The following is an 18,797-nucleotide window of genomic DNA, read 5'->3' on the forward strand; positions in this document are numbered from 1 at the left end:
TTGAATATACAAATTTAGTAAAAATAAATACATGAGATATATTCTGAATTGCCTCCCGCTTTAGCTGGAGGTTAAAGAGATTCACATCTTTTAGGCTTTAGCCAAAATTTCTAAAGCGTTTTGGCTAAAGCCTGTTTTTCCTATCTCTATTAAAACCTCCAGCTAAAGCGGGAGGCAACTCAAACAAAACCTTGATTTTGTGTTTAACTAAACAACCCAGAAAGAGGCGCATTCCTAATCCCAATTTTAGAATAATCAAAATTCATTTTTTGCTGTAACAAGGAGGCATATACACTTCTAAAATCAATTTCATATTTTAAGTCCCCGTTATCCAAATTAGACAAATCTGGATTATTCCCTAAAATTGTTCCTTTATTATTCCCACCTATAATAAACATCGGCGCTGCTGTTCCGTGATCGGTTCCGTTTCCGTTGTCTTTTACTCTTCTTCCAAATTCCGAAAACACAACAACCGTAACATTTTGAAGTAATTGCGCCTGTTTTAAATCCTGATAAAAAGCATACAAAGCATCATTCAAATCGGATAACTTTTTCTCATGAATAGCAAGCTGATTATCATGTGTGTCAAATCCTCCAAGCGATGTATAATACACTTTTGAATTTAAATTTCCTTTTATTAATCTACCAATCCATTCCAGATTTTTAGATAAATCTGTTTTAGGATAACTTATTTCCGTTTTAGATTTTGCCAATGCTTTCTGAATTTCATCGGATCCTTCAATAACTGAATTAGCTATTTTTCGAACAAAATCTAATTGCGGATTATTCGACAATGTTACATTCTCTTCCTTATCTGATTTTACCTTAAATCGGTTTGGATCTTTAACCGTGATTGAATTGGGCTCTACCCCTTTCAAAGCCAGATTGTCTATTGTGTCAAGATTAATCCCAGCCGTTGCCTGATGGTCTTTACATTGCAAATCCAAATATCGTCCCAACCATCCTTCATTTATATATTTATTAGAATCTGTTGCTGTTTGCCAAATTTCCTGACTACGAAAATGCGACCGAATCGGCTCTGGATAACCTACATTCTGAATTACAGTTAAATCTCCATTTTGCTGCATTTGAGCAAAATCTTTTAAAGAAGGATGAAACGCCATTCCTTTATTCTTCCCAACTACTACATCTTTACCCAAAGCAATTTTTGTTCTCAAATCATAATACAACGGATTATCGTACGGAATAAAAGTATTCAATCCGTCATTTCCTCCATTAAGCTGAACAAATACAACACATTGCTCCCCAATTACCAAACTGTTTTGAGAACCATAAGCATGCAAAAAATCAGGAAGCAAAAGCATTCCACCAGTAAACGTTCCTGTTATCGATATAAAATTCCTTCTGTTCATAACTTTAAACTTCTAGATTAATTGATATTCTGGCAACTTTGTAATGTAATTAAACAGTCTGATTACTGCATAATTGGCATGAGAATCCTTTGGATCAAAATCATATTTAAGTAAATCCTCCATGTCTTTTTGTACCGATTCATCTACTTTAAATAATAACCTGTTAGACAATTCGGTGATAATTGTTTTATTACTCCCATTAGAATCAAAATCTATTTTGACATCAATTTTATCAAATTCTGCCTTCGGCTTCTCACTTTCACCACTCATTGTATTCAGTACTTTTTTCGTAATACTTCTTCCGTTACAAAGTAAATCTGAGGTGTTATTTCGTTGCAAATAAACCTGAGAAGTCAGCCATGAATTTCCGCCATCCCAACCTTTTACATTCACCTGATTATATAAATCCATTCCTTGCTGTTTCAAAAAGAACATAACCATACCGTCATCGAGATCATCAATATGTAATTCTTCTAGGAGTTGTAAAATATATACTAACGGATCTTTTATTTTGGTTCCGGAAACATCTTTACCATATTCTTCGGTAAAAATTTTAGTTAGCAACGGTTCTATTTCAAACTTCACTTTCCTAAAATAATCGCCATAATAAATCACTAATTCTTCTGACGGATTATCATAAATAAACCATTTCAGAATTTTTCGAGTAATTAAATATGGAATACTTTTCTGTTCAAAAATTATATCAACGAGATCATCTGCTTTCCAATTTCCCGTTTTCCCAAAATACGTCTTATCAGTATCATCTTCTGCAAAGCGCCTGTAGACTGCACCATCATCTCCATAATTAAGTCCAGCCAAAGCTCTTGCTCCGTTTTTAACATCATTTTCAGAATAATTCCCAATCCCAATTGTAAACAATTCGAGTAATTCGCGACTTAGATTTTCGTTGTATTTTCCTTTTTTATTATCAACATTATCCAAGTATCTCACCATTGCATTCGATTTTATGATTTGCTTGGTGAGCTCTTTGAAGTTCCCGAAAGCATGCTCACGCAAAATCATATTGTGCTGGTAAATCCAGTAATTAACTTTTACTTTTTGAGAAGTAGATACGAAGTGATTGTGCCAGAAACAAACCATGTTTTCGCGTAACGGAAATTCATCGTTTCGCATTTTGGCAATCCACCATTTTTTTAATTCAACAGCCGAATAGATTTCTTTTTTAAGAGCCTTCTTTTTAGCTTCTGAGTCAGCTGTTTTTATAGATTCGCGTAGTTCTTTAAGTTCTACAAGTGTTTTGGGATCATCGTCTAAAAAAGCAGGAAGTTGTTTGTCGAATTTTGAATCATAGGAATGCTTTAGAAATTTTTCTAATCCTAGTTTTTCAATCTTATCAGATTCTTTACCTGAAAAACCCAATCGTAACGACCAAACATTGCTTTTTTTCATAACGCAGGAATTTATTTGAGAATAAGACTTTGTTTTTAATTAAAGGTTTAAAAGGGAGGTTCTGAGATTCTTAGTTGCTAAGGTTCTAAGATAAAAACGCTATTTATAGATTCAATATTGCCCTTGAGTAAATTGAGTATTTACTCTATATTCATTGATATACTCTACAAGTTTGCCTTTCTTCTGGCATGAGAGCTATTTCACAAAGCTTCGCGAAGAAGGGTCACGAAGAATCGCAAAGTTTTTCCTCAATCTTGTCTTTCCTGACGATGAAGGACAAGATTAGCGAGCTACTCGTGGAGATCTCTCATTCTTCGAGATGGCAAGTTTGGGCAAAAAAAAAAGCAGCTATCATAATGATAACTGCTTTCTATTAACTAAGAATAAATCTTTTCTTTTTATTCTATTTTTCTATCTTCTAAAAAAAAGATTAAGAACCACACATTTCGCAATCGTCTGGATCTCCTGCTTGTGCTTTTAGCAACATTGCTTTGTAATCCTCAACGCTTATTGATTCTGTTTCCGGAACCAAAGCTGCTGCTGGTGCATCTTCTTCTTTTTTATCATTGTTTAATGTAAATTTAATCGCATCAACCGCAGATTTAGTTCTTAGGTAATACATTCCTGTTTTTAAACCTGATTGCCAAGCGTAAAAGTGCATTGACGTAAGTTTAGAATAATTCGCATCTTGCATAAACAAGTTTAATGATTGCGATTGATCTATAAAGTAACCTCTTTGGCGTGACATATCGATAATATCTTTCATTGACATTTCCCAAACAGTTTTATAAAGATCTTTTAAGTCTTGCGGAATAATATCAATGTTTTGAACTGATCCATTATGACGCATGATTTCTTGTTTCAATGTTTCGTTCCACAATCCAAGTTTTACTAAATCTTCTAGTAAGTGTTTGTTTACAACGATAAATTCTCCAGATAATACACGACGTGTGTAAATATTAGATGTATAAGGCTCGAAAGCTTCATTGTTTCCTAAGATTTGTGAAGTCGAAGCTGTTGGCATCGGAGCAACCAATAATGAGTTACGAACTCCATGTTCCATTACTTCTTTACGTAACGAAGCCCAGTCCCAACGTCCTGATAATTCTTCGTCTTTCATTCCCCACATATTGTATTGGAATTCTCCTTGTGACATCGGTGATCCTGCAAATGTAGAATACGGTCCTTCTTCCTGAGCCATTTCCATAGATGCGGTTACAGCTGCAAAGTATAATGTTTCGAAAATTTCTTGGTTTAATTTCTTAGCCTCATCACTTGTAAAAGGCATACGCAACAAGATAAAAGCATCTGCTAATCCTTGTACTCCAAGACCTACCGGACGGTGACGCATGTTAGAATTCTCTGCTTCTTTTACTGGATAGTAATTTCTGTCGATTACTTTGTTCAGGTTACGAGTTACACGTTTTGTAACGTTATAAAGCGCTTCGTGATCAAATTTTCCGTTCTCGATAAACATTGGTAACGAAATTGAAGCTAAGTTACAAACTGCGATTTCATCTTTAGATGTGAACTCCATAATCTCAGTACACAAGTTTGATGAACGAATTGTTCCTAAGTTCTTGTGGTTAGATTTACGGTTTGCTGCATCTTTGTACAACATATACGGTGTTCCAGTCTCGATTTGTGATTCAAGGATTTTCTCCCATAATTCACGAGCACGGATTGTTTTTCTTCCTTTATTTCTAAATTCATAATCCAAATACATTGTTTCGAATTCTTCTCCGTAAACATCGTATAATCCAGGACATTCGTTAGGACACATTAATGTCCAAGAGGCATCTTCTTGCACACGTCTCATGAATAAATCAGAAGTCCACATGGCGAAGAATAAATCTCTCGCACGCATTTCTTCTTTTCCTGTATTTTTCTTTAAATCCAAAAATTCAAAGATATCTGCATGCCAGGTTTCGATGTAAATCGCAAAACTTCCTTTACGTTTTCCTCCTCCTTGATCTACATAACGTGCTGTATCGTTAAATACTCTCAACATAGGAACAATTCCGTTTGAAGTTCCGTTAGTTCCACGAATGTAAGAACCTGTTGCACGTACATTATGAATAGAAAGTCCGATTCCTCCAGCCGATTGTGAGATTTTAGCCGTTTGTTTCAACGTATCGTAAATTCCATCGATACTATCGTCTTGCATAGCAAGAAGGAAACAAGATGACATTTGTGGTTTTGGAGTTCCTGCATTAAACAATGTAGGCGTTGCATGGGTAAAGAATTTTTTCGACATTAAGTCGTATGTTTCCATTACCGATTTTAAATCATCAAGGTGAATACCTACAGACACACGCATTAACATATGTTGTGGTCTCTCGACAATCTTACCATTTATTTTAAGCAAATACGAACGCTCCAGAGTTTTAAAACCAAAGTAGTCGTAATTAAAATCTCTTGTGTATATGATATGCGAATCTAAAAACTCAGCATTTTCCTGAATTACTTTAAATACTTCATCCGAAAGAAGTGGTGCTTCTTGACCATTTCTTGGATTTACGTAGTTATACATATCCTTCATCGTTTCAGAGAACGATTTTTTAGTATTAGAGTGTAAGTTTGAAATTGCAATACGAGCAGCCAATTGAGCATAATCCGGATGTGCAATCGTCATTGAAGCCGCAGTTTCGGCAGCAAGATTATCTAGTTCCGAAGTCGAAACACCATCATACAATCCCTCGATAACGCGCATAGCTACCTTAACAGGATCTACAAGTTCATTTAACCCGTAACACAATTTTTTGATTCTTTCTGTAATCTTATCAAACATTACGGGCTCTTTGTGGCCATCTCTTTTTACTACATACATAAGCTTACCTTTATAATTATTATTGAAAAAATGAAAGCATAGAGGACAAGCCTCTATACTTAAACATTGCGTGTTTTTATATTAATTTGGAAATTAGTAGATTCCCAATAGTTACCCTCTCCCCAACCTGGTATATAGGCTGAAAATTAGTCAGTGATAGTGTCGAATCTACGATTTGGGGGAAATCAGATTCAACTTTTAAATTGTCTAGTTATAGAAACCTTCGTTTCTTAATTTTTTGTTTTTTGAGCGTCGTGGTAATCGCTAAAAATGCTTTGTTGTCTAAAAATCTGCATCGAATGAAATTTTTTGAGCATCACTATCTGTGTTCATCACACCTGATTTTTGATACTCTGCAACACGTTTTTCAAAGAAATTGGTTTTTCCCTGAAGTGAAATCATATCCATAAAGTCAAACGGATTTGCTGAACCGTAAACACGGTCACATCCTAATTCAACAAGTAGTCTATCGGCAACAAATTCTAAATATTGTGTCATTAAGACAGCATTCATACCAATTAAACTTACTGGAAGAGATTCTGTAACAAACTCTCTTTCGATGTTTAAAGCATCAACGATAATTTCTTTAATTCTATCTTTAGGAACTTTGTTAATTAAATGGTGGTTGTGTAAATGCACTGCAAAATCGCAATGAACTCCTTCGTCGCGAGAAATTAACTCGTTTGAGAAAGTTAATCCTGGCATTAGTCCACGTTTTTTCAACCAATAAATAGAACAAAAAGCTCCTGAAAAGAAGATTCCTTCTACAGCTGCAAAAGCAATTAAACGCTCTGCAAATGAATCTGATTCAATCCATTTTAAAGCCCATTTTGCTTTTTTGGCAATTGCTGGAAAAACATCTAATGCATTAAATAGATCATCTTTCTCTGCTTCGTCTTTTACGTAAGTATCAATTAATAATGAATACGTTTCACTATGAATGTTTTCCATCATAATTTGGAATCCGTAAAAAAACTTTGCTTCTGCATATTGTACTTCGTTTACAAAATTCTCAGCAAGATTTTCGTTTACGATTCCATCAGATGCAGCAAAGAATGCTAATATATGTTTGATAAAGTATCTTTCGTCGTCAGATAACTTATTATTCCAATCATTTAAGTCTTGGTGCAAATCAATTTCTTCAGCAGTCCAAAAACTAGCTTCCATTTTTTTGTACCATTCCCAGATATCATGATGTTTGATAGGAAAAATTACGAAACGGTTCTTATTTTCTTGTAAAATTGGTTCGACTTGTGACATTATAGTTGTGTTTTATTTTAAATATTTTCAATAGATTTTCATCCATTTCTGTAGACTACAAAGATTGTCATTTGTTGGCTAAAATAAAAGTCAAACTTATTCACAATCGAGTCTAGTTTTTAACAAAGGGACAAAAACAGAATAATTTTCATACAATTACTAACATTCTGAAAATTAGACAGTTAAATCTGTCCAAATTCACGTTAGCAAGCGTAAAATATAGGATTTTTGAAATAAAATGCAAGACTTTTTTATAATTTTTAAAAATCTTTTTTCAGATCATTTGCAATAATTTTTACTGCAATATCAGCATTGTTTCCTTGTAAAAAAAATGGGATGTTTTTAAGAGCGTTTCATGTCTTGTGCAACTTTATCAAGTTCCATATACCAATCTTCTCCAAACTTGCGAATTAACGCTTCTTTTACAAATTTATAGACTGGAACTTCAAGCTCCTGACCTAAAGAACAGGCAGCATCACAAATATCCCATTTGTCATAATTAACTGCTGCAAACTCGGTAAAATCTTTTACTCGGATTGGGTATAAATGGCAAGAAACTGGTTTTTTCCAGGTTACGATTCCCTGATTATAGGCTTGCTCGATACCACAAAGCGCAGTTTTACCATCAAAGATTACATAGGCGCAATCTTTATTATCAATTAATGGTGTTTCCAGATCACCATCTGTACCTTTTACCCAAGTTCCTTGCGCTTCGATAGCTGCAATTCCTTCTTTGCGTAAAAACGGTTTAACTTTTGGGTATATTTCTTCTAATATCTTTGTTTCTTCTTCACTTAGCGGAGCCCCAGCATCACCATCAACACAGCAAGCACCTTTACAAGCTGATAAATTGCAAACAAATTCTTTTTCAAGAATATCTTCCGAAACGATGGTTTTCCCTAATTGAAACATGATAATAAAATACTGAAATTTATAAAGTGCAAAGATAGGCAAAGAAAACAGATGAAATGAGATTAAATTTTTACTGCAGAATGTGTTGAAATTTAACCCCAAAGTTTTTTTTTCGTCAACAAAAGCAACGAAAAATTAAATTTTAGAAGACATATCGAAACCTTTTCAAAACCCTGCCAGCCATTTTCGCTCATGAGTTTACTAATAATCTTTGCGAATCCTTGAAGTAAAAACAAAATTTTGTTATAAAAATCATTATTTTACACAACAACACGTGTTTTTATAACAAAAATACACTATTGCTAATTTCTTATGAAAAAGCCCTAACTTTATTATCTAACTTTGCACATCTTTAAACACTAAATCAAAAAATTATGCTAGAAATTGATTTTAAGGAAATTATCACTGTCGGGATGGTGTTATTTGCAGTAATTGATATTGTGGGCTCTATCCCAATCATTGTTAATTTAAGATCAAAAGTCGGGCATATCGAATCTGAAAAAGCCTCAATAGTAGCTGGTCTTATCATGATTATTTTCCTTTTTATCGGAGAAGGATTTCTTAAAATAATTGGTATCGATGTTCACTCATTTGCTGTAGCAGGATCTTTTGTTTTATTCTTCTTAGCCTTAGAGATGATTCTTGGTATACATATATATCGTAACGAAGAAGCAAGCTCTGCATCAATTGTTCCATTAGCATTTCCGTTAATTGCCGGAGCAGGTACAATGACAACTTTATTATCCTTGCGTTCTCAATTTCATACTATAAATATAGTTATCGCAATTATACTTAATATTATCTTGGTGTATATCGTTCTAAAATCTTCTTCTAAGATCGAAAAATTACTGGGTGAGAATGGACTTGGCGTAGTTCGTAAGACTTTTGGTGTAGTCCTTTTGGCCATTGCTGTTAAATTATTTGCAGCTAATGTTAAAGGTTTGTTTGTCTAAAATTAATTTTCATAAATTTACCCCCTCAGAAATACTTAAATACCAGAATATTCGTTTTAGGGATCCAAAAAACAACGTTTCAGTATTTATCTATTTCTCTTAATAGTTAGAAATAAATAATTGTCCTATGAAAATTTTTACTTCCATATTAGTGCTTTTAGCATTAGCTTTGATTATTTTCAATATTACTTTGCTTGACTTTCAGAATCCTTTACAAGGAGATAGCATGGTAGCTTTTATTGGAATCGCTGCTTCATTTTGCGCTGTACTAATTCTTTTAATTTTTAGAGTTTCTAAAAAAATAGAAGAAAAGATGAACGATCAACAATAATATGTTTGACGTTTTAATTATTGGCGGAGGGGTATCAAGCATGTCCTGTGCACTTGTTTTAGGATCTGCACAAAATAAACCTTTTGCTATTGACAAAAAAATTGGGGTTTTTACTCACCAAAAAAACTCTTCTCTTCAAGAAGCTCTTTTTAATAATGCTTATGGCATTGCTCCTGGAAAATTAGGTTCTGAATTATTATCTGAAAGTACCAAACATTTAAGCCAGGCGTATCCGCATATTGAGCAAATCCCAAATGAGAAAGTAATAAAAATAGAAGGTGAATATCCTGAATTTTTAATTACTACAAACAGAAGCTCTTATAAAACCAAAATGATAGTTGTAGGGATTGGTTCTGCAAATACTTTTGCTATCGAAGGCTTGATACAATATATCGAACCTCATAAAAAAGCGCTTCCCGAAAAACAACGAATTCAGTTAAAAAACATCGACCATAAAGTTGCTGAAGGTATTTATGTAATTGGTACTCTGGCTGGCTGGAGAAGCCAACTTGCAATTGCTGCAGGAAGTGGAGCTGCCGTTGCAACGGATATCTTAACGGTATGGAATAACGGCGTGCAAACTCATGCTCACGACAGTACTCGATAAGTTTTATAACATCAGTTTTTTCATTTTAAACCATTAAGAGATTAATAAAAATTAAGTTTTAGACACTTTATAAACTTAACCCGTTGGGTGCAATTACTGCGTCTATTCGCTTCGCTCGGGTCGTGAAAAAAATATTTAACGCATAGAAACATAGCTTTTATGTGTAAAAAAGAGAACAAAAAGAAATACATTCCTTTCACATAGCTAGCTATGTGCATTTAAAAACAAGTGAAACGCCTTTTTTGTGCGTACAAGACCTATGTTTCTATGTGTTAAAATTAATTGCACCCAACGGGTTAAACTTAATCTCTTAAATAGTAAAAAAAGAAAAACCATTAGACTAAGCTTAATAAACTTAATGTCTTAATGGTTCAAAAATCTTAATATTTCAACAATTTTAATGCTTTAGCATTAACTTATTTTACAGAAACAATCTCTTTTACTTTTATATGTTTCTCGGTATCAGCTTTCCAGATTTCTCCTTTTAAAGAAACCTCATCTCCTTCTTTTAGTTTCTTATAATTTTCAGGACCGCCCACATTTACAATGCTTATTGTAGCATAGTAAATTTCGTTTTTCTCCGTCTTTACTTTTGCAGTATAACCGTCTTTACCAAACTCGATAGATTCTACTTTTCCTGAAATCGTATTTTTATCTTTCATACATGCACAAGAAATTACAAAAACCATTAAGACTAACAGAAAACTTATTCTTTTTAAATTTTTCATGTTTATTATTTAACTGTGAAGTTCGCTAAGTTAAACTCATTAATTCTATTTTAATTGTATGCAACTACCTGCAATAACTTTTAAATTGTCATCAAATTGTTTCCAAACTCTAATATATCTAAAAACACCATCTATAGGATCATTATCATATTTCCCTTTTAGCAAAATAGTAACTCCAACAACTGCTGAATCATCAATTACATTAATAATTTGATCTGAAGCTTCCAGAACATCTATTTTAATTTTACCAGAGCGATAGGTATCTAAATCGAATTCCTTAGTAATCGTTTGCCCATCTGGTAAGTTAAACAATAAATCATCATGTAGAATCTTTTCCAGAGCTAAAACATCTGCATTTTTAATAGCAGCTAAAAGCTCAATTTCGGCATTTACAATAGTCTTTACTTCCATTTTGATAAAATTTAGCGTTATTTCTTCTGATTTAAAACAGCCTTAATCATTGCATCATTTTTAAGAATCACATCGTAATAGTAAATTTCGCCATACAATTGTCGAGCAAATTCAGCTGTAATATAACGACTAATGATTGCTTTATTTTTATCTAATTTTAAATCTAATCCGTTAATAGAAAGATATTTTTGAAACGATTTAAAATAATCATCCGTCGCATGCATTTTGGCGATAAACTCTTTATAGTTCAGTCCTGTGAATGCTTTTCGGTTTTTATCCAACTGCTCAAAAACAAAATGTCCTACGATACCCGTTTGTAGTAAATAAGCCGAGCCTTCGCTACCATGTTCCATTTCTATAGGTACAAAAACGTCTGGCACTATACCTCCACCTCCGTAAACAATTTTACCTTTTGGTGTTTTATATTTTAATGTATCAACAACCTTAATACTGTCTTTACTATATAACTCTCCGTTATTAAATCGTGAATCCGATTCTTTAAAGTAATCTTCGTTTCCGTGGCTATACGGTTTTTGGATAGAACGACCTGTTGGAGTGTAATATCTTGCAACAGTTAATCGCACAGCAGAACCGTCATTAAAATCCATTTCGCGTTGTACCAATCCTTTTCCAAAAGAACGGCGACCAATAATATTTCCTCTATCATTATCCTGGATTGCTCCTGCCAGAATCTCACTTGCCGAAGCACTATTTTCATTGATTAAAATAGATACTTTTCCGTTTTCAAAACTTCCGGCTCCTGTAGCAAAGGTTTTTTCGGTTTCGCCATTTTTATTTTTGGTAAAAACAATCAGTTGTTTATTTTTCAGGAATTCATCTGCAATCGCAACTGCTTCTTCCATATATCCTCCACCATTATCACGAAGGTCGATAATAAGCGACTCAATTCCATTTTGTTTTAATTTGGTTAAACCCGATTTAAACTCTGCAAAGGTTGTCTCTGCAAAACGATTGATTTTTATATATCCGGTATTTTTATCCAATAACATTGAGACATCAACACTTTTTATCGGAATAACGTCTCTCTTTATTTTGACTTTTAATTTCTTTTGCTCTGATTTCCTATAAACTGTCAGCTCTATCTCTGTTCCTTTTTCTCCTTTTAATTTAGCAAATAAACTATCTGAAGGAAGCTTTCGTCCAAACAATTTTGTTTTCCCTACGTATAAAATTCTATCGCCGGCTAGAATTCCTGCTTTTGCCGAAGGGCCATTTTCTACAGGTTTTATAATTGCAACGGAATCTCTATACATATAGAAATTTACACCAATACCCACAAAATCACCTTTCATACTTTCGGCAACTTCTGCTTGTTCGCTTGGCGGAATATAAACGGAATGGGGATCTAGTTTTGATAAAATATTATCTACTGTAAGGTTTACAATAGAATCGGTATCTACACTATCTACATACTCATTATTGATGAAATCAATTAATTTGTTGAGTTTGTTCTTAGAGTTGGTTTTAGCCAAAAACTGATCCTGTACCGGAGCGTTTAACATACCTCCAAGGACAGTTCCCAGAGCTAAAGTTACTCCAATAACTATTGGCAAATATTTAGGATTGAATTTCATATGTAGTTAATATTTAATTTATGAGAACAGATTATTGCCATTCTTCATAAGTAACCGTGTATCTTGAAATTACTGTAACTTTATTCTTCTTCTAACACAGGAATATGTTCTACCTCTACACCTGCTTTTATTAAGAATTGAATACCTGCATCATCACGATATCCGTTTTGGTAAACAACTCTTTTTATCCCCGATTGATGAATTAATTTACTACATTCTTTACATGGAGAAAGCGTTATATACAACGTTGCTCCTTCGCAAGATTGAGTAGATCGCGCTACTTTTAAAATAGCATTTGCCTCGGCATGCAAAACATCCCAGCGCGTTAATCCTTCTTCATCTTCACAACAGTTCTCAAACCCAGATGGTGTACCGTTATAACCATCAGAAATAATCATACGGTCTTTTACTATAATTGCACCAACTTGCTTGCGCTTGCAATACGACAACAAACTCCATTCTTTAGCTATTCTCAAATAGGCTTTGTCGTATCTATTTAATTTTTTCTTTTCCATTTTTTATCTGCTCCATATTTCGCTCTCAATAACCATCGGGATTACAACACCTATTATAAATGCCGACATCGCCAAAGTCCAGTCACGTTTTGAAAAACGAAAAACAGTCTGTACAATATATGAGATTATTAAAACTACAAAAACCACAATAATTTGAGCTGCCTCAATCCCTAATGCAAATTCTCCTAATGGTAATAATTTTGATGATGGACTGCCTCCTAATATTGTTTTAAAATAATTAGAGAATCCTAAACCATGAATTATCCCAAAGAAAAGTGTTATAAAAAACACTAAATTAATACTCTCTGTCTTGGATGATTTTCCTGCTGTAAAAAAATTAAAAAAGGCTGTTATTAAAATAGTTATCGGAATTAAAAATTCGACAATATTTACTTTAATAGTAACGATTCCGTAAACCGAAAGCAACAATGCTAATGTATGCCCAACTGTAAAAATAGTTACAAGAAGCAAAATTCTTTTCCAATCCTTAAATGCATAAGGAATGGTTAAAGCCATTAGAAACATTACGTGGTCGTAAGCATGAATATCTAGAACGTGTTTTAATCCTATTTGAAAATAAATCCAAAAATCTGACATGGGTATTTTAATTTAAAATTGATAAAGGGTGTGTAAACTTACGATTAATTTTGAAAATGGTAGATTGCTATTCTAAAATCATTAAATAAAAATAAGTTAAAATTGTAGTTTCTCCAATTATAAAAATTATGAGAAAATTAAAATTAATAATTTAAAAATAGATTTATCTTTGTGATACAAAAAACCAATTAATTATGTCATTTTCAGATTTATTTGATAGCGAATTTAAACTAAGAAATAAAGGTCATTTTTCGGCTATTGTTCGCGTAGCTCTTGCAGACGGAAAAACAAATCAGGAAGAAAAAGCTTTTTTAGACAAGCTAGCTTCTAGATTAGAAATTTCAGACGAAGAGTATAAAGAGATTCTTGCAGATCCATTGAAGCATCCTATAAATGCGCCTTATTTGTATTCTCAACGTTTAGAGCGTTTATACGATTTGGCTCGTATGGTACACGTAGATCACCACATGGGAGATAGTCAGGAAATCATGCTAAGAAGACTTGGTCTTGCACTAGGATTTACTCCAGGAAACGTAAACTACATTATTGCAAAAGCACTTTCATTAGTAGATAAAAAAGTAGATTTAGATACTTTTACTTTCGAAATGCAAAATATGAATAAATAGAAATATTCAGTATTCAGTCGCAGTATTCAGTTTACTAACTGGTACTAAAAACTGAGACTCGTACTAAAAAAGTTTGCAGTCGCAGTATTCAGTTTACTAACTGAGACTAAAAACTGAGACTAATATTAAAAAAGTTTGCAGTCGCAGTATTCAGTTTACAAACTGGTACTAAAAACTGAGACTGAAAACTAAAACAGGTTGTCTCGTCCTAAAAAAACGATACGAATTATTAAATAAAATTAAAATATTAAACAGCAGTAAAAACGTTTTTACTGCTGTTTTTTGCTTTATATGTTCTCATGTTTATTTTGTTTTGAGAATGCATTTGATTAGGGGTCAGCATATAGTTGGAATAATGAGGTCTAAGTTCATTATAAACAGCAATTGATTCCTTAATAATTTTATTTACAATTTTATCTCTTGAATTATACTTATCAATCCAAAATTCTTGTTTTAGTATTCCATTTATTCTTTCAGCCACTGCATTTTCATAAGGATCTGAGTTTTGAGTCATACTACATAAAATCTTGTTTTTAATAAGTTCATTTTGATACTCATTAGCACAATATTGAATTCCTCTATCAGAATGATGTATCAAAGGTAAATTGCAATTTTTTCTTTGCTTAAGAGCCATTTTTAAAGCTTTTATGCTGCTTTGAGTATTTAAATTGTCAGCTACATAATACCCCATTATCTTCTTGGAATAAGCATCAGTAATTAAACTTAAATAACGAGGATTATCTCTTTTTCCAATATATGTGATATCAGATACCCAAACTTGTTCGGGTCTGATTATATTTAAATCTAAAATTAAATTCTCATGTTTTCTAAAGCGATGATGCGAGTTGGTTGTTACATGATATAACCGTTTAGGCTTTATCAACAAATGATTAGCTCTGAGTATATCAAAGAATTTATCTCTTCCAATCTTCATTAAATGGAGTTGATCCAATAAAAGATAATAGAGCTTTCGAGTACCAATTCTAGGCATTACTGATCTAATATTATGAACCAATGATACAACTTCTTTGGCTTTATTCTGACTGGATGTTGTTCTTCTAATTTTTCGATAATAAACCTGTCTGTCTATCCCGAACAAAAAACAGGTAAATGCTATTGTTTCTCGTTCTCTTTGTCTGAAATGGGCGATTGTTCGGGCACAGAGTTTTTTCGGATATCAATATGATATTCCTTTTCAGCTAAATCAATCATCATATCAAACAGAATCGCTTTTTTGTCAGCAACAAAAGCCTGTCTCTCTAAGAATGCCTTTTGTTTCTCTAAAAGTTTGACTTGAGCTTCAAGCTCCATAATCTTTTGTTCGGGTGTTTTTATCATTTTGATTGGGGTTTGGTTCTCCCAATCAAAGTTACCAAATTTTATAAGCCACTGAACAACAGTTGAACGGGCTTGAATACCATATTGTTTCTTTGCCTGAGTAATAGATATAAATCCTTTCTCAATATCACTAACAATTTGAAGCTTTAATGACATACTGTAGTCGCGTTGACTACGCTTTACATAATTTGAGTGCTCTTTCATAACGATGTTTTTTTATGTATCGTTATTTCAGGACTAGACAGGTACTAAAAAACAAAACCCGACTATTTACTAGTCGGGTTTTATTTTTATTACTTCGCTTTAAGCATAAACTCTTCTGCTTTTTCGACCATATTATAGCTTCCGCAAAAGAACGGAACGCGTTGGTGTAATTCGGTTGGGTTAATTTCCATGATTCTATTAAAACCATCAGATGCTTTCCCTCCTGCTTGCTCTGCTACAAACGCCATTGGGTTACATTCGTACAATAAACGAAGCTTTCCTTTTGGTGCTTTGCTGCTTGTAGGGTATAAATAAATTCCTCCTTTAATCATATTTCGATGAAAATCGGAAACTAAACTTCCGATATATCTTGAAGTATAAGGTCTATCATCTTCTTCATGCTGGCAATATTTAATATAATCTTTTACTCCTTGAGGAAAATGAACATAATTCCCTTCATTTACAGAATAAATATTTCCATCTTTAGAATATTTCATATTCGGGTGTGACAAATAGAATGTTCCAATTGCAGGATTCAGTGTAAATCCATTTACACCATGACCTGTTGTGTAAACCAACATAGTCGAAGTTCCATAAATTACATATCCAGCCGCAACTTGATTAACTCCTGGTTGTAAAAAATCTTCGAGTGTAACTGGAGTTCCTATTGGCGTAATTCTTCTATAAACCGAAAAAATAGTTCCTACAGAAACATTTACATCAATATTAGAAGATCCGTCAAGAGGATCCATTAAAACTACATATTTGTTGTTATGACTGTTGTCACTTCCTTGAACAGTGATAAAATCATCGTTTTCTTCTGAAGCGATTCCGCAAACAATTTCACGATTAATTAAGGTTTGAATAAAAACCTCGTTTGCATACACATCTAGTTTTTGCTGATCTTCTCCTTGTATGTTTTGTTCTCCTGCTGCGCCAACGATGTCGACCAAACCAGCTTTGTTTACTTTATAATTAACGACTTTGGCCGCCAATCGTATAGAGTTGATAATTCGGGAAAGCTCTCCCGACGAATACTGAAATGCTTTTTGGTTCTCAATAATAAACTCTCCTAGTGTTTTATTGCGTTCTTCCATTATACTATATCGTTGTAGATTTTTTTTTTTGAAGTCACAAATATCGCCTTTTTTGTGAAATTGATTTAAAAATTATTTAGTTAGTTTGTCCGTATTGTATATTTGTTAATCAAAAGTAAAAATTGAGTTCAAAAAAACCATTATTTTAGATATAAATACATTAATAATAAGAATTTATGAATATTAGAAAAGGAAACCCTGATGATATGAAAGCTGTTTTAGGCTTGATTCAGGAACTAGCCATATTCGAGAAAGAACCAGACGCTGTTTTGATTACAGAAAGTGATTTAGTTCGTGATGGCTTTGGAGAAAACCCTCTTTTTCATGTATTTGTAGCCGAGGTAGATGCCGAAATAGTGGGGATTGCTTTGTACTATTACCGATTTTCGACCTGGAAAGGAAAAACAATACATTTAGAGGATTTGATTGTAAAAGATAAAATGCGTGGATCTGGTTTAGGATTTGCTTTATACTCCGAAATAATGAAGCAGGCCAAAAAGGATAAAGTAAAAAGAGTTGAATGGAATGTACTCGATTGGAATACTCCTGCAGTTAAATTCTATGAAAATTCTGGTGCTAAAATTATCGAAGAATGGCGTGTTGTACAAATGGACGAAGCTGGAATAGATACTTTTTTAGAGAAAAACAAAAATTAAAAGACAATAGATAATATTAAGATATAATAAATAATGAGAGTATTCAAATTTGGTGGTGCCTCAGTGAAAGATGCTGAAGGAATTAAAAACGTTTATGACGTTTTACAAAAAGTAGGTTATGAAGATGTATTGCTTGTGGTTTCGGCCATGGGAAAAACCACAAACGCTCTTGAGGTTGTAATAAAGAATTATTTCGAAAAATCTTCTGAGTTAAGTTCATCTGTTCAAGAAGTAAAAAAATACCATAACCAGATATTATTAGATTTATTCGAAAATGAGAAACATGAAGTTTTTACTGCTGTAAAGGCATTATTTTCGGAGTTAGAATACTTTCTTGCTCATAACAAATCTCCTAATTACAACTTTGTTTATGACCAAATTGTAAGCTTTGGAGAGTTAATTTCGACTACTATCTTAAGCCATTTTATGAATTTTATGGGCATCCAAACACAATGGATTGATGTTCGTAATTTTATAAAAACCAACGCTAATTACAGAGATGCCGAAGTTGATTGGGAATTAACTCAAAAAAATATTGGTAATAATGTAAAGCGAAAAATGCTAAACATTACTCAAGGATTCTTAGGTGCCGATGAAAACAACTTCACTACTACTTTAGGTCGTGAAGGTTCAGATTATACTGCTGCAATTTTTGCTTATTGCTTAAATGCCGAAAGTGTTACCATCTGGAAAGACGTTCCCGGAGTTATGAATGCTGATCCACGTTATTTTGAAAATGCAAGTTTGCTTAATCAAATTTCATATCGTGAGGCTATCGAATTAGCCTTTTACGGAGCAACAGTTATTCACCCTAAAACATTACAACCTTTACAGAAAAAAGAGATTCCGTTGTATGTAAAATCATTTATAAACCCATTGCTAAAAGGAACAAGTGTTTCTAAAGGTGTCGATTTAGAACCTTATTTGCCTTGTTTTATCGTAAAAAGAAACCAACTTTTGATTTCTCTTTCATCGATAGATTTCTCTTTTATCATGGAGGAAAACATCAGCGAGATTTTTGCTTTATTCCATGAATTTAAAATTAAAGTAAATTTAATTCAAAACTCTGCGATTAGTTTTTCTGTTTGTGTAGAAGATAAATTTGAGAATTTCAATGATTTGAATGCTATCCTTTCTAAAAAGTTCAAAGTTGATTTCAGCGAAAATGTAACTTTATATACAATTCGTCATTTTGATGATAAAGCTGCCGAAACTGTCGAAGAAAACAAAGTAGTTTTACTAAAACAAGTAAGCCGCGAGACTATGCAAATAGTAACAAAGGAATCTAATTAGTTTTTCTATAAAAGTTAATTACAAAATTCAATATAATAAGAAAGGCTCCATTTTTTAAGTG

19 protein-coding genes are annotated in these 18,797 nt (G+C 33.0%); 6 read left to right on the forward strand and 13 right to left on the reverse strand.

The window, feature by feature from the left end; genetic code table 11:
* Nucleotides 1–203: 203 nt before the first annotated feature.
* The 5 genes from AC3IPI_RS02960 to AC3IPI_RS02980 all read right to left on the reverse strand — a co-directional run bounded on the left by AC3IPI_RS02960 (nucleotide 204) and on the right by AC3IPI_RS02980 (nucleotide 7,785).
* Nucleotides 204–1,373, reverse strand: coding sequence for a DUF1501 domain-containing protein (locus AC3IPI_RS02960; RefSeq protein WP_489157031.1), 1,170 nt, complete (start codon nucleotides 1,371–1,373; stop codon nucleotides 204–206).
* A 12-nt stretch (nucleotides 1,374–1,385) separates the two neighbouring features.
* A complete protein-coding gene (locus tag AC3IPI_RS02965; RefSeq protein WP_489157033.1) occupies nucleotides 1,386–2,783 on the reverse strand; it encodes a DUF1800 domain-containing protein in 1,398 nt (465 codons plus the stop codon).
* A 430-nt stretch (nucleotides 2,784–3,213) separates the two neighbouring features.
* Nucleotides 3,214–5,613: a ribonucleoside-diphosphate reductase subunit alpha gene (locus tag AC3IPI_RS02970; protein WP_489157035.1), complete on the reverse strand. Its 2,400-nt coding sequence runs from the start codon at nucleotides 5,611–5,613 to the stop codon at nucleotides 3,214–3,216.
* 282 nt (nucleotides 5,614–5,895) lie between these two features.
* Complete coding sequence (locus tag AC3IPI_RS02975) at nucleotides 5,896–6,873, reverse strand: ribonucleotide-diphosphate reductase subunit beta (protein WP_039115924.1); 978 nt, start codon at nucleotides 6,871–6,873, stop codon at nucleotides 5,896–5,898.
* Between the two features lie 342 nt (nucleotides 6,874–7,215).
* Nucleotides 7,216–7,785, reverse strand: a complete 570-nt coding sequence (locus tag AC3IPI_RS02980; RefSeq protein WP_039115922.1) for a DUF3109 family protein — start codon at nucleotides 7,783–7,785, stop codon at nucleotides 7,216–7,218.
* Between the two features lie 374 nt (nucleotides 7,786–8,159).
* Between AC3IPI_RS02980 and AC3IPI_RS02985 the strand changes: the two genes are divergently transcribed.
* From AC3IPI_RS02985 to AC3IPI_RS02995, 3 genes are all read left to right on the forward strand, one after another.
* Nucleotides 8,160–8,738, forward strand: a complete 579-nt coding sequence (locus AC3IPI_RS02985) for a MarC family protein (protein WP_039115921.1) — start codon at nucleotides 8,160–8,162, stop codon at nucleotides 8,736–8,738.
* 127 nt (nucleotides 8,739–8,865) lie between these two features.
* Nucleotides 8,866–9,069 (forward strand): hypothetical protein, encoded by a 204-nt coding sequence (locus AC3IPI_RS02990; RefSeq protein ID WP_039115920.1) that lies wholly within the window; start codon nucleotides 8,866–8,868, stop codon nucleotides 9,067–9,069.
* A 1-nt stretch (nucleotide 9,070) separates the two neighbouring features.
* Entirely contained in the window at nucleotides 9,071–9,676 is a 606-nt protein-coding gene (locus tag AC3IPI_RS02995) for an FAD-dependent oxidoreductase (RefSeq protein ID WP_086896197.1), read from the forward strand.
* A 416-nt stretch (nucleotides 9,677–10,092) separates the two neighbouring features.
* Here the strand turns inward: AC3IPI_RS02995 and AC3IPI_RS03000 are convergent, their stop codons facing one another.
* From AC3IPI_RS03000 to AC3IPI_RS03020, 5 genes are all read right to left on the reverse strand, one after another.
* Nucleotides 10,093–10,404 carry a hypothetical protein gene (locus tag AC3IPI_RS03000; protein ID WP_039115918.1) on the reverse strand — a complete coding sequence of 104 codons (312 nt, stop codon included), beginning with the start codon at nucleotides 10,402–10,404 and terminating at the stop codon, nucleotides 10,093–10,095.
* Between the two features lie 45 nt (nucleotides 10,405–10,449).
* A complete protein-coding gene (locus AC3IPI_RS03005; protein ID WP_039115917.1) occupies nucleotides 10,450–10,815 on the reverse strand; it encodes a nuclear transport factor 2 family protein in 366 nt (121 codons plus the stop codon).
* A 17-nt stretch (nucleotides 10,816–10,832) separates the two neighbouring features.
* Nucleotides 10,833–12,410: a S41 family peptidase gene (locus AC3IPI_RS03010; protein ID WP_409417547.1), complete on the reverse strand. Its 1,578-nt coding sequence runs from the start codon at nucleotides 12,408–12,410 to the stop codon at nucleotides 10,833–10,835.
* Between the two features lie 80 nt (nucleotides 12,411–12,490).
* Nucleotides 12,491–12,925, reverse strand: a complete 435-nt coding sequence (locus AC3IPI_RS03015; RefSeq protein ID WP_039115914.1) for a deoxycytidylate deaminase — start codon at nucleotides 12,923–12,925, stop codon at nucleotides 12,491–12,493.
* A 3-nt stretch (nucleotides 12,926–12,928) separates the two neighbouring features.
* Nucleotides 12,929–13,522, reverse strand: coding sequence for a HupE/UreJ family protein (locus AC3IPI_RS03020; RefSeq protein ID WP_409417548.1), 594 nt, complete (start codon nucleotides 13,520–13,522; stop codon nucleotides 12,929–12,931).
* A gap of 194 nt (nucleotides 13,523–13,716) precedes the next feature.
* Here AC3IPI_RS03020 and AC3IPI_RS03025 point away from each other — a divergent pair, with 194 nt between their 5' ends.
* Entirely contained in the window at nucleotides 13,717–14,148 is a 432-nt protein-coding gene (locus AC3IPI_RS03025; RefSeq protein ID WP_035617301.1) for a TerB family tellurite resistance protein, read from the forward strand.
* Between the two features lie 247 nt (nucleotides 14,149–14,395).
* Here the strand turns inward: AC3IPI_RS03025 and AC3IPI_RS03030 are convergent, their stop codons facing one another.
* The 3 genes from AC3IPI_RS03030 to fbp all read right to left on the reverse strand — a co-directional run bounded on the left by AC3IPI_RS03030 (nucleotide 14,396) and on the right by fbp (nucleotide 16,787).
* On the reverse strand, nucleotides 14,396–15,247 hold the full coding sequence (locus AC3IPI_RS03030) for an IS3 family transposase (RefSeq protein WP_489154862.1): 852 nt from the start codon (nucleotides 15,245–15,247) through the stop codon (nucleotides 14,396–14,398).
* 14 nt (nucleotides 15,248–15,261) lie between these two features.
* Nucleotides 15,262–15,690 carry a transposase gene (locus AC3IPI_RS03035; RefSeq protein WP_489154864.1) on the reverse strand — a complete coding sequence of 143 codons (429 nt, stop codon included), beginning with the start codon at nucleotides 15,688–15,690 and terminating at the stop codon, nucleotides 15,262–15,264.
* An 89-nt stretch (nucleotides 15,691–15,779) separates the two neighbouring features.
* Nucleotides 15,780–16,787, reverse strand: coding sequence for a class 1 fructose-bisphosphatase (gene fbp, locus AC3IPI_RS03040; RefSeq protein WP_039115912.1), 1,008 nt, complete (start codon nucleotides 16,785–16,787; stop codon nucleotides 15,780–15,782).
* A 176-nt stretch (nucleotides 16,788–16,963) separates the two neighbouring features.
* Between fbp and AC3IPI_RS03045 the strand changes: the two genes are divergently transcribed.
* Together AC3IPI_RS03045 and AC3IPI_RS03050 are read left to right on the forward strand one after the other, a co-directional pair.
* Nucleotides 16,964–17,443, forward strand: coding sequence for a GNAT family N-acetyltransferase (locus AC3IPI_RS03045; RefSeq protein WP_086895211.1), 480 nt, complete (start codon nucleotides 16,964–16,966; stop codon nucleotides 17,441–17,443).
* 33 nt (nucleotides 17,444–17,476) lie between these two features.
* A complete protein-coding gene (locus AC3IPI_RS03050) occupies nucleotides 17,477–18,736 on the forward strand; it encodes an aspartate kinase (RefSeq protein ID WP_039115910.1) in 1,260 nt (419 codons plus the stop codon).
* Nucleotides 18,737–18,797 lie beyond the last annotated feature (61 nt).

The organism is Flavobacterium sp. GL_143 (genome assembly GCF_057834355.1).